Genomic DNA, 12,525 nt, shown 5'->3' on the forward strand with positions numbered 1-12,525 from the left:
CCACCAAGGGTGGTTGCTGGAAATGTTTTGCGATTGGCGGTCTATTCAGGGCGCGAGTAGCGCTTGCCAGTACCATGCCCTTATAGGGCTTAATCAAGCCACCAGCTTAGCTGGTGGTACTTGACTTATATGAAAGGTTTTGCGGTGGTATAATATATATATTTGAAAAATAGTAATTAATTAAAATTGAATTAAAAGGAGGGAGATGGGTTTATGCCTGAAAAGTATTGGCCTGAAACGGTAGTATTATGGGGAGCTGGTGCTACTAAAAATTTGGGACTTCACCCTACAAGTGAGTTAATACAATTGGTCTTAAAAATCAGTAAAAATGACTTTTCTTTTTTAGAAGGTAAAGACCAAAAACTAGCAAGTGCTTTTAAAAAATTAGTAACAGAAGATCTGGTTAAGGATTCTAAATTGTCAAAAATTTATGACTTTAAGGCTCTTGAAACTATAATAAGTACAAATACTAAGTTTAATATGCATGAATTATTTACTATGCTGGATCAGCTTATTGATAATAACATGGGCTTTAATGCATTTTGTGATGGAAAAAGGAAATTTTTAAGAGTTGAGAGAGTACAGGCAGCTAAAAGATGTCTTATACTTCTTATTGAAGAATTAGAAAGATTGAGTATACAAAAGGTACCGGGATATATGGATGAAGAAAAAATGAAACCTTATTATCAATTTGGAAAAATTCTTTCCGAGCTTATGGTAGAGGAGGCAAAAACATTTGAAAGCAGAGGATATAAAATGGATACAAGGAGGTTTTACCTTTATTCCTATGCTATAATATCTTTTAATTGGGATCCTGTAATACTTTGGAACATATTTAATGTGCACAAAGAAGAGAATAGGGATCCTACCTATCTAGAAAATGGATTAAAGCTTCAGCTATATGATGATTTTGGAACTCAAATAGCTTCTGCTGGATTAGACGGAAATGAATGCGAAATACGGTATACTACTAATGAATCCCAGTGCAAGGTCATAAATGATTATAGCTATCCTTCTAGAACAATGAGAATAGGTAAAGTATTATTTCCTCATGGAATGTTTGGATCAAGGATTTGCCCTGAATGTGGGAAATCTATAGTAACCTTTGCAGAAAAATGGGATAGATTATCTTCAGAAATTTTTGGACCATCTATTTTAAAACCTCTACAAAAAAATTGGAAGTATAGGACACCTAAGGAAAAGTTAAATAAAAGAGGAGCAATAGAATGTCCTTATTGTGGACAGATAACCTATCCCTATGATATGACACTTATAATACAGAGTCTTTCTAAAAAAAAGAATATACCTGCTTTAGAAGAGTTAAAAACCGAGATGGGACTTCTTATAAAGAATGCAAAACATATAATTTTTGCAGGATATAGTTTGCCTATAGATGATATTATGGTTAAAACTTTTTTTATGTCATCTATATCGGGAAATGATAAAGAAAAATTAAAATGTACTGTTATAAACTATGATGAGAAATATAAAGGGCCTGATTGGCTAAAGGGAGGAAAAATAGACGAGTACATAAGGAAATCTAAAAATAATTCTGTTGTAGAATGTATAAAAAATGTATGTGATATATTTCCTAAAGAAAATGTACGGGTTTATTTGAAAGGAATACCTGACGTATTTATGAAAGATGGAAAATGCAGTAAGGAAAAGGTAATAAATTTACTGTATCCTAAGGAATGTTTTAAAGATGGCTTTCCAATAAAACGAGATTAAATTCTATATTTATAATTTATATATTGAACTTTTGGTTAAACATGATAGAATTAAATCGTCAGTATTTATTAAAATAAAACTGAACTAAATTTTATAAAGGAGGGTCCGTGTTGTATCTACATAAGGCATTTTTTTTCAAATGCCTAAGAACAACAACGGGAAAAATTATGGAAAGACAAATAAAAAGTCATTCAAAGTTTGGAATTAGGCAGATTACTTTAATTGGAATGCTGTCTGGTATTTCTATTGTACTTGGAATTACAGGACTGGGTTTTATACCTATTCCACCGGTGAAAGCCACTATAATGCATGTACCTGTTATAATAGGTTCTATTTTAGAAGGACCTATAGTTGGTGCCTCAGTAGGGCTTATTTTCGGCATATTTAGTATGATTCAGTCTATAACTGCACCTACACCAGTTTCTTTTGTATTTATGAATCCACTGGTATCAGTTATACCTAGAGTACTCATAGGTATAATACCTTATTATGTATACAGGTGCTTGAGTATGAAGAAAAAAATTATTCCTATAGGAATAGCTTCAGCAGTAGGTTCATTGATGAATACTATTGGGGTTTTAGGAATGATATACATTATATATCTTGGATCTTATGCAAAGGCTTTGAATATAAGTTCAAGTGCTGCCCAAAAGGGAATTATGGCTATAGGTGTTACACATGGTATACCTGAAATGATTTTATGTATACTTATTACAATATCTGTAGTTACTGCAGTTACTAAGATAAAACACAAATAGATGCAATTATGTTTTATCTTAAATTGATAATATAGAAATAAACCCTAAGCTTTTAGCTTAGGGTTTTGATATAGGAGGAAAAAAATGAAGGAAATAACATTTAATAGCATAGAGGGAATGAGAATAGGAAATTCTCAAAAATTAAATGGACCTACAGGTTGTACTGTACTTGTGTTTGAAGAAGGAGCAGCTGCTGGAGTTGATGTAAGGGGAGGTTCTCCAGGTACAAGGGAAACCGATCTTTTAAATCCCGTAAACTTAGTAGACAAAATTCATGCTGTAGTACTTGCAGGAGGAAGTGCTTTTGGGCTTGATGCAGCAGGAGGAGTAATGCAGTACTTAGAAGAAAATAGTATTGGTTTTGATGTATCAGTTACAAAAGTGCCTATAGTTTGTGGAGCTGTTTTATTTGATTTGAATATAGGAGATTTTAGAGTAAGACCAGATAAAGCTATGGGATATGAAGCCTGTAAAAATTCAGAATTAAATCTATGTGAAAATGGAAATGTGGGTGCTGGAGCAGGTGCAACTGTAGGAAAGATACTTGGAAATGAACATGCTATGAAGGGTGGACTTGGAAGTTTTGCAATTCAGGTTGGAGAGCTTAAGGTAGGAGCTGTAGTTGCAGTTAATTGTCTTGGGGATGTAATAGATAGCAAGAGCCAGCGTATAATTGCAGGAGCCTTAAATAGGGATGGAAAATCTTTTGCAGGCACTGAAAAAGTAATGCTTGAAAGATATGCTGAAAAGAAAAATTTATTTAGTGGAAATACTACCATTGGGGCTGTGGTAACCAATGGAAATTTTACAAAAACACAAATGAATAAAATTGCTTCAATGGCACATAATGGCTATGGAAGAGCAATAAGACCTGCCCACTCTATGTTTGATGGAGATACTATTTTTGCTGCATCATGTGGAAAAATAGAAGCTGATTTAAGTGTAGTTGGATTTTTAGCTGCTGAAGTTATGGAAAAAGCTATTGTAAGAGCTGTAAAAAGTGCAGATTCAATTTTACAGTATAAAAGTTATAAAGACCTTTAAGTATGTTTAGCTAGGTAAATGTAACTTTATATAGCATTTGTGATAAAATATAATTATTAAAATGGTATAGTGATTTTAAGTAAAAATTAAACTATAACTATAACAGAATGGGAGATGGAATTTAATGGATAATGATAATGAATTAAATTCAATGAATGAAGTTATGGATCAAATTGATTCATCTATGAAAAATGTGAGAAATGGAGAAGTAGTAAAAGGTAAAGTAATTTCTGTAACCGATGAACAGGCTACGATAAATATTGGCTACATAGTTGATGGAATATTACCTAAAAGTGAAGTATGTAAAGATGAAAATGCAAATATGGATGAAGTCCTAAAAGTTGGGGATGAGGTATACGTTTATGTAATTAAAACAAATGATGAAGATGGAAATGTACTGTTGTCAAAAATTAAAGCAGATAGGGAGATATCCTGGGACAGGCTTACTAAGTTGTTAAAGGATGACAAAGCATTTGAAATAGATGTAAAACAAGTGGTAAAAGGTGGAGTAATCGCCAATTTATATGGCCTTAGAGCATTTATACCGGCTTCACAACTTTCAGTTAAATATGTTAGCGATTTAAACGAATTTTTAGGAAAAACTCTTCTGGTGAAGATAATAGAACTGGATAAAAGTAAATCAAGAATTGTGTTATCTAGAAAAGAAGTAGAAAAACTAGAGGTTGAAAAGAAAAAAGAAAAACTTTGGAGCAGCATATCTAAAGGAGATAAGGTGAAAGGAGTAGTAAGCAGGCTAACTGGATTTGGAGCTTTTATTGATTTAGGTGGTGTAGAAGGACTTGCACATATTTCAGAACTTTCTTGGAGAAGAATAAAAAATCCTTCTGAAGTAGTGTCTGTTGGGGATTGTGTAGAGGCATATGTGCTGAACGCAGATAAAGATAAAAATAGAATATCACTTTCCTTAAAGGATACAAAAAAAAATCCATGGGATAATATGGATGAGAAGTATAACGTAAATGATATAATAGATGGAACTGTAAGCAAGATTATAAATATAGGTGCATTTGTAGAAATTGAAACAGGAGTAGAAGGACTTGTCCATATTTCAGAAATATCTGAAGAACATATTGCAAAACCATCTGATGTATTAAAAGTAGGTGATAGAGTAAAAGTAAGAATATTGGATATAAATACAAAAGACAGCAGAATATCCCTTAGTATAAAAGATGCAGTGGATAATCCTAAAGATAATTTTAAACAGTATTTAGATGAGGATGAAAGTGGAGTTACCCTTGGAGATTTACTAAAAGATAAATTAAAAAACATAAAATTTGAATAAAAGTATTTTCAAAATCATGAAATGATTATATAATTTAAAGACAATATGCAAATTTATTAACACTTTCAAGTAAAGCTTTGCAATATGATTATGATAGTAACAATTTAAATAGTAAAATACACTTTATAATTTCTGTAAATAAATGAGAATGAAAGTTGGTGCCCATATGGCCTTTGTATTAGCTGATATGATAAATATATCCGAACTTAAAAATTTAATGGAAAGATTTTATTCTATAACTTCAATAGCCTGTTATGTAAAAGATATAAGTGGAGAAGTACTTAATATAAATTCACAAAAATACATACATATATTTGATAAATTAGGTGATAACAAAAAAGAAGAATATATATTAAATCAAATTAGAAACGAAAGGAAAATAGGAGTTTTCGAAGGATATGGTAATTTAGTTTACATAGGTATACCAATTACCATAAATGAAGATCATATTGGCACGATTTTTTTAAACCCTGTCTTTCTTGAAAAGTCTGATAAAGATTGTTTTAAAGTTAAATTTGAAGAACCTAACTATGATGAAGGAAAATATAAGCTTCTAATAAAAAATACACCTGTTATTTCGGAAAGGTACATTGAAAAAATTACCCAGTTTTTTCATTATGGGTTGATATTAGCACAAAAGACGGAAAATGGATTTATCACGGATTTGGATACAAATAAAAAGCTAAATCAAAGTTATGTAGAACTTTTTGGTATATATGAACGATTATGTGCATCAGAACGGCAGCTTAGATCTAAATATTATGGGATAAAAAAATTAGCCTATTATGATCAATTAACTAACTTACCTAATTGGAATCTTTTCAAAAAGGAAGTTGAAAAGAGAATAGAAAAAAATTAGAGGATAATTTTTCTATATTCCAAATAGACTTGGATAATTTTAAAAATATAAACGATATCTTTGGATATGAGTATGGAGATAAACTGTTAAGAAAAACAGGAGAGGTTTTAAGCCAATTGCATTTGGGTATGGTTGCAAGGATGGGCGGAAGTGAGTTTTTAATTTTAAAAAATGGATATGATAATAAACAGCAGTTGGAAAGCATAGCTCAGTGTATGATAAATACCATAAGTGGACTTTGGAATATAGATGGAACGGAAACCTTAATATCGGTTACTGTGGGAATAACTGTATATCCTAGAGACGGAGAAGAAGTTGCCACTTTACTTAGAAATGCAGATATAGCGTTAAATAGAACTAAATTGCTAGGTAAAAATTCTTATAAATTGTTTGAAAAATCCATGTACAATGAAATTTTGAAAAAAGTTGAGATGGAAAAAGAACTGAGAAAGGCAATAAAAAATAATGAATTTATTCTATACTATCAACCTCAAGTGGATATGGAAAATACAAAAGTAGTAGGGTTTGAAGCCTTAATTAGATGGAATAGTCCTAAGCTAGGATGGGTTATGCCTTTAGAATTTATAAATTTAGCAGAGGAAACAGGACTTATAATACCTATAGGAGAATGGGTTTTGAAAACTGCTTGTTCTCAAAATAAAATGTGGAAGGATAATGGATATTCTTATGATTTTATATCTATAAATGTATCACCAATACAACTTAAAGATGATAATTTTGTATATACGGTAAAGAAAGTTCTGGAGGAAACCGAATTAAAACCAGAATACTTGGAAATAGAAATAACTGAAAGTGTGATGATGGAATCTCTTGAAGGTAACTTAAAGGTCATAAATGAACTTAAAAACATGGGAGTAAAAGTGGCATTAGATGATTTTGGAAGTGGGTATTCTTCTTTGAACTATTTAAAAAGTATTCCAATAAATACACTTAAGATTGACAAAACTTTTATAGATGGTATATGCAGTGATTATTATGAAGGTATTATAACGGAAGAGATAATAAAACTTGCTCATAGAATGAAATTGGAAGTAGTAGCAGAAGGTGTTGAAGAAGAGGATCAGATTAAATCTTTAAAAGGTAAAAAATGTAATAAAATTCAAGGATATTATTTTGGAAAACCAATGCCTTCAGAAGATATAAAAGATTTTTTAAAAAAACAGCTTTAATGTAATAAATACATTTGTATTTATTACATTAAAGCTGGCTTACCTTCTGGTAAGTTAATGATTTAACGTAGATTTTTAACTGTCACAAATAGTTCCAACACCAAAATCAGTATTATTCCAAAGCACTTCTATATTTTTTTCTCCATCTAAAAAGGAATAATTTTTTTTAAACCAATTTATTAATTTTTCATCTCTTTTTATGTTTGTTGAATTTTGTGTAAATATATTTACGCATCCGTATTGAAAATATTTAATCAGGTACTCTATATCTTTTTTTATCATTTCAGTAGTCTGTCCTTTTATGCCAACTAAAAGACATATGGATTTAAAATATTTGGCAACTTCAGCTGGACCGGAAAAAACAGCACCTTTACGTAATACCTTATTTCTAAAATTATCGTCAAAGGTTTCGATACCACATTTGAATATTATAGGTACTTTAAAAAAATTTTCCATTTCATGAAGCCTGTCTTTGTAAAGCCAGTGGCTTTCAAAAAATAACTTTTTTATGCCTTTTGAAACTACTACGGATTTAATGTATTCCAGTGTTTCAATGGGTAATTCAAAGCAGCTTCCTGAATTTATGATCTCTAGAGTTTTATATTTTCCTGTAACTTTTTTGAGAATGTTCTCATTAAAAATTATATTTGAATTAGTGTCTGTGCTGTTGTCATCTATGTAATCACAAAAACTGCAGTGTCCCCATATGCAAGGAGAGGCTTTAAGTAAAACAATCTCTCTGGGATTTTTTTGTGTTACTAAGCTGTATCTTATCATATTAAAATCCTCCTTATTTAGTGTATTTATCTAAAATATGTTCAGTTATTTTATTAGAATTTTTTATTTGTTCTCTAGTTTAAAGATTTGCGTGTCTATAATACTACAAAATTAATAAGAATGTAAAGAAGGGTTATTTGTGTAATTAGAAATCTGCTAATTGCAAAGTTTTTTAGATATGTTTTAAGTAATATTTATGCAAAAAAATGATTTTTTATATAAATGTTACTTTTTTATAAGTTGAGGAAGGAAAAAACAATATATTGTAGAATATATAAAATGGGCTATATAATTACAAAATTTTTATTAAGGAGTGTAGTATAAAATGAAAAATTTGAAAAAATCTTTATTAAGTAAGACAATGAAGGCAGTAGGTTCATTATCTCTATTTTTGGCAGCAATAGTTATAACTCCTACTTCATTGGGCATGGGACATCAACCAAAGTGTTCTGAAGATCTTTTAAAATAATGAAGTAGAATATTTATAAATATTGGGGTTAAAATTTTAACATGATATTAATTTTTAACTTCAATATTTATTAGAAGGACATAAATAGAGGAGATGGCATATGAATGTGGTAAAAGAAATAATATTAGATGAAATCGAAGCTTTACTTTTTTTGGGTGTCTTTGAAGCACTTTATAATGAAAAAAGATTTATGATGAACAATAAAATTAGAATCACTTTATTTTCTATAGCATATATTTCTGTAACTTGTTGGAGTACATTTTATATTCCAAATGTTTATCATACACTTTTTCTTTCAGCAGTTAATATTTTACTATTATCCTGCATTATAAAAATAAAAATATATGATTCAACGGTCGTGTATTGTTTATTTGTTACAGTAATTTTGGCTACTGAAACTTTTGTTGAAATTATCGAAATGTTTATATTTAACGTAAATATAAATCAAGTTTTTCTAAAACCTCAACATGTGTGGATATTTTTGTCATTCTCTAAAATTCTACAAATAACCGTTGTAGTTATACTTTTGAAATTTAATTTCTATTTTACAAAGCTCAAATTATTTGAAAAAGAAGGTCGTATTTTTTCAAATTTAATAATTGAAATTGGAACAGTTACTTTATTTGTATATAGTGTTAATTTAAGTATTCTTGATATAAAAAATATACAAACCTATAATATATTAATTTTCACCGTATACTTCATATTTCTGATTTTGAAGTTCAAGAACTTAAAAGAGAAAGAAACTCTCGTAGACATAAATGCTAAGTATAAAGTTCAAGAAAGCCAAATTAAAAACATGGAGGAAATAATTAGTATAATAAGGCAGGAAAAACATGATTTTGCCAATCATATAAATGTCATACAAGGACTATGCATGTTAAATAAGCCTAACACTGTTGAAAGAATAAACGATTATGTGTTAAAAATTTCAGATACCGTGCATTCTTCTTTTAAGTACTTGGATACAGGAAATGATTACATAGATGGAATATTGTCTATCAAAAATAACTATGCTATGAAAAATAATATAGATTTTGAAGTGATGATCGATGAACCTTTTGACTTGATAAAAATTAGGCAGGATGAGTTGATAAGCATTATAAGTAATCTAGTAGACAATGCTTTTGAGGCCTTCCAATCTAAATCATATACAGATTATAAAGAGATAGCTGTCAGTACCTTCAGAGAGCATGAGGATTTTTGCATTGAAGTAGCTGACAATGGAGATGTTATTTCAGAAAATACGAAAAAAAAGATTTTTGATAAAGGCTTCTCTACGAAAACCAGCAAAAAAAGTGATCATGGTTTTGGACTATATATTATTAAACAGCTAGTTGAAAAAAACGATGGAAGTATATATGTGGAAAGTAATCCTGAAATTACTAAATTTACAATAAGATTTAAGATAGAAGGATAGATAAATGGATGAACTTATAGGAGCTATAGTAAAAAAAATTTCTGAAACAAATCCTGAATTTTCTGATTTGGAACTAAAAAAGATGGAATATGGATTGCTTTGTATTTTTGATGAGATAACAAAGATTATTCCATATTTTATTATATTTTGGTTGTTCTCATTGCAGCAGTATTATATAGTTATTCTCATATTTTTTTGCCCAATTAGGATATTCTCAGGAGGGTATCATGCAAAAACCTATTGGGGATGTTTTTTCATTAGTTTTATTGCATTTTTATCTATAATAATTGTTGGAAAATATGTTTCATTTAATACGTACATATTGTTGATGCTGGAGGCTATTTCGTTTGTACTTATTTGTATTTTTTCTCCTGTAGATAATATTAATAAAAGAATAAAAAGTAAAGAACGTAAAATGAAGCTTAAATATACTTCTATAATAATTACGTCCTTTTTAATTATATTATGCTATTTTTTACCACATAAATTTTTAAATACTGCAGTAATATCTATTACTAGTGCAGCAGTATTTATGATTGCTGGTAAATTTAAATAATTGATAATTTTGTTTAGAACTGGTATTTACCAGTTCTTATTTTTGTATTTAAATACAATTAATCAATACTATGGTAGTATTTCCAATAAACTAATATTTATAAGAATTTCCTTCCTTTCTATACTAATTTGAGAGAGGAGGGAATAATATGGATGAAATTGAAGGAATATTTCAAAAAATAGCTGAATTAAGAAAAGAACTAGAAAATTTAATTGAGCAAAAGAAAAATTTGCTTGATCCAGAAGTAATTGTTGCAAGTCAAATGTTGGATTCAATTTTAAATGAATACAATAAAATAATTAAAAACAAAACAGGCAATTAACAAAAGAGAGAGACAAAATGTCTGTCTTATACATATAAAAGTTGACATACTAGAGAAATAATAAAGGAGAATGAATTATTAAAACCAGAAGTTTAGCACTTAAAAAATTTTTAGGACGATAGTCCTTTGTATTATAAAGCCTTATGAATATTTATAGTAGAATTAATAGATTCCGATTTTTACTGGAAATTATATGAGTAAAATTTGCATAATAAAAGCATCCTTTTTATAATGGTTTTGCTGAAAACTAAAAATAAAAGGATGCTGATAAAATGAGTAAAAGTTATTTAAAACAGTTTCTCACTTATATTAACAGGGTATATGATATAGGTGAAAAAATCAATACCTTGAAAGATAAAATGGTAAGATCTCCAGTAAAAGTTTCAACAATAGCTTTCGTAGTATTATTTGGATTCATGCTTCAAATAAGAAGTTTCAATAGATTAGAACATTGGATTAAAAAGAATAAATTTAAAAAGGTATTACCTAAAAATACTAAAATGCTGCGCATTGACGCCGTTAGACGTTGCTTGAGTGATTTTGATCTTGATGGCTTAAAAAACATGAACAAACACATAATAAAAACTACTATGAAGAATAAAGTATTTAGAAATGGAACTATAGACGGTTTAAAAGTAGCCGCCATAGATGGTGTAGAATTATTTGATAGCATTAAAAAATCTTGTAAAAACTGTCTTACAAGGATTGATAAAAATGGTATAACTCATTATTTCCACAGGTCAGTAGTTTGTGCAATGGTTGGTTCTGATCCACATGTTGTCTTAGGTCAGGAAATGCTTGAACCTAAAAAGGATAGCTCTAATAAAGATGAAGGCGAAATTACAAGTGGTAAACGACTAATTAAAAAACTATATAAGGAATATCATCACTTTGCAGATATTATTGTAGCTGATGCTTTATATTGTAAGTCCACATGGGTAAAGGAAGTCCTTTCCATAGGAATGGATGTAGTAGTTAGAGTAAAAGATCACAGACTTAATATTGTAAAAGATGCGTTAGCCCTATTTAAATGTCGTGAGGCAGATAAATGTTGGACTGTAAAGAAAAACATAAATGCTTATAGAAATATTAAAGCTTGGGATGATGATAATTTCCAAATGTCCAATTCAGATATAGAAGTAAGATTTATAAAATTTATAGAAGAAATTCATACTGGAGATAAAATAGAAATTAAAGAAGGGTGGATCATAACAACAGATAAATTTACATCAGTAGAAACCTTGTGGAAGATAATGCATAAAAGATGGGACATTGAGAATAATGTCTTTCACCAACTGAAAACGGAATGGCATTTAGACCACTGTTTTCTTCATAGCCCTACGGGCGTGGAGACAGTTTTAATGTTTATAATAATAGCATTCAATCTAATGCAGTTATACTTTTTTAGATGTTTAAGAGGTTTTAGAGAGAAGAATATGCTTCAAATAGATGTTATTGAAGATATAAAAGATGAAAGATTTACTATAGAAGATGATTGGTATAATCCACTATTTATAAAGACCTAAGTTGAAAGTAAAACTGGAAATTAATTTTTAAGATTTCTTGGGTTAAGGGAATTGTACATATTTTTACGACCTATCGGTCTAAAAACTTACCATTACTTAAAATAAGTGTAAAAAGATACAATTCCAGTAAAAATAAAATTTTTACTGGAATTTAGGTGCTAAATCTCTGTATTTATGAAGATAATGTTGACTTTTCAAAAAATATGTACTACACTTAATATAAAAGTAATGAAAATTTAATATTTAGTATTAGGTGCTGTCAAATATGACAGTTAAAAGGAAAAGTGCAAGAAACACTGCAGCCCACCGTTACTGTATGGAGGATGAAACCCTAATTATGTCACTGGATTTATATCTGGGAAGACAGGGAAGTAAGATGACTCTGAGCCAGGAAGCCTGCCTGATATGTTGTTAATTCTTTCGGAGGGGAAGATATGTTGCATGTAAAAATGTACGTTTACGACGTAAGTAAACAGTTACATTTGAAATAAGAGGACCCTCAGGGGTCCTTTTTATTTATTTCGTTGTATTTTCGTCTCCTAAAAAGGGAGGCGTTTTTTAATTACATCA

At 29.4% G+C, this 12,525-nt stretch carries 12 protein-coding genes and 1 riboswitch; of the genes, 11 read left to right on the plus strand and 1 reads right to left on the minus strand.

Going from position 1 to position 12,525, the window contains the following annotated elements; all coding sequences use genetic code 11:
- Nucleotides 1-213: 213 nt before the first annotated feature.
- The 6 genes from WY13_RS00735 (at nucleotide 214) to WY13_RS21600 (ending at nucleotide 6,885) form a co-directional block, all read left to right on the plus strand.
- A complete protein-coding gene (locus WY13_RS00735) occupies nucleotides 214-1,731 on the plus strand; it encodes a hypothetical protein (protein ID WP_063553811.1) in 1,518 nt (505 codons plus the stop codon).
- Between the two features lie 167 nt (nucleotides 1,732-1,898).
- Nucleotides 1,899-2,489, plus strand: coding sequence for an ECF transporter S component (locus WY13_RS00740; RefSeq protein WP_063553922.1), 591 nt, complete (start codon nucleotides 1,899-1,901; stop codon nucleotides 2,487-2,489).
- Nucleotides 2,490-2,573: 84 nt separating this feature from the next.
- Nucleotides 2,574-3,533: a P1 family peptidase gene (locus tag WY13_RS00745; protein ID WP_063553812.1), complete on the plus strand. Its 960-nt coding sequence runs from the start codon at nucleotides 2,574-2,576 to the stop codon at nucleotides 3,531-3,533.
- 124 nt (nucleotides 3,534-3,657) lie between these two features.
- Nucleotides 3,658-4,836 (plus strand): 30S ribosomal protein S1, encoded by a 1,179-nt coding sequence (gene rpsA, locus WY13_RS00750; RefSeq protein WP_063553813.1) that lies wholly within the window; start codon nucleotides 3,658-3,660, stop codon nucleotides 4,834-4,836.
- A gap of 142 nt (nucleotides 4,837-4,978) precedes the next feature.
- Complete coding sequence (locus WY13_RS21595; protein ID WP_242866293.1) at nucleotides 4,979-5,695, plus strand: PocR ligand-binding domain-containing protein; 717 nt, start codon at nucleotides 4,979-4,981, stop codon at nucleotides 5,693-5,695.
- Nucleotides 5,696-5,724: 29 nt separating this feature from the next.
- The gene (locus tag WY13_RS21600; RefSeq protein ID WP_242866294.1) at nucleotides 5,725-6,885 is read left to right on the plus strand and encodes a putative bifunctional diguanylate cyclase/phosphodiesterase; all 1,161 of its coding nucleotides are present in this window, start codon (nucleotides 5,725-5,727) and stop codon (nucleotides 6,883-6,885) included.
- 75 nt (nucleotides 6,886-6,960) lie between these two features.
- On the opposite strand, the gene WY13_RS00760 is transcribed toward WY13_RS21600, so the two are convergent.
- A complete protein-coding gene (locus WY13_RS00760; RefSeq protein WP_063553814.1) occupies nucleotides 6,961-7,662 on the minus strand; it encodes a hypothetical protein in 702 nt (233 codons plus the stop codon).
- A gap of 325 nt (nucleotides 7,663-7,987) precedes the next feature.
- On the opposite strand from WY13_RS00760, the gene WY13_RS20255 reads away from it, so the two are divergent.
- From WY13_RS20255 to WY13_RS21605, 5 genes are all read left to right on the plus strand, one after another.
- Nucleotides 7,988-8,131 (plus strand): AgrD family cyclic lactone autoinducer peptide, encoded by a 144-nt coding sequence (locus WY13_RS20255; protein ID WP_082848333.1) that lies wholly within the window; start codon nucleotides 7,988-7,990, stop codon nucleotides 8,129-8,131.
- A 100-nt stretch (nucleotides 8,132-8,231) separates the two neighbouring features.
- Nucleotides 8,232-9,551, plus strand: coding sequence for a sensor histidine kinase (locus WY13_RS00765; protein WP_063553815.1), 1,320 nt, complete (start codon nucleotides 8,232-8,234; stop codon nucleotides 9,549-9,551).
- A gap of 4 nt (nucleotides 9,552-9,555) precedes the next feature.
- On the plus strand, nucleotides 9,556-10,107 hold the full coding sequence (locus WY13_RS00770) for an accessory gene regulator B family protein (protein WP_063553816.1): 552 nt from the start codon (nucleotides 9,556-9,558) through the stop codon (nucleotides 10,105-10,107).
- Between the two features lie 148 nt (nucleotides 10,108-10,255).
- Nucleotides 10,256-10,429 (plus strand): aspartyl-phosphate phosphatase Spo0E family protein, encoded by a 174-nt coding sequence (locus WY13_RS00775; protein ID WP_063553817.1) that lies wholly within the window; start codon nucleotides 10,256-10,258, stop codon nucleotides 10,427-10,429.
- A 272-nt stretch (nucleotides 10,430-10,701) separates the two neighbouring features.
- On the plus strand, nucleotides 10,702-11,955 hold the full coding sequence (locus tag WY13_RS21605) for a transposase (RefSeq protein ID WP_063553818.1): 1,254 nt from the start codon (nucleotides 10,702-10,704) through the stop codon (nucleotides 11,953-11,955).
- A 234-nt stretch (nucleotides 11,956-12,189) separates the two neighbouring features.
- Nucleotides 12,190-12,373, plus strand: a riboswitch (cobalamin riboswitch).
- Nucleotides 12,374-12,525: the final 152 nt, after the last annotated feature.

Origin of the sequence: Clostridium ljungdahlii (assembly GCF_001636845.1) — a bacterium.
Taxonomy (GTDB): domain Bacteria; phylum Bacillota; class Clostridia; order Clostridiales; family Clostridiaceae; genus Clostridium_B; species Clostridium_B ljungdahlii_A.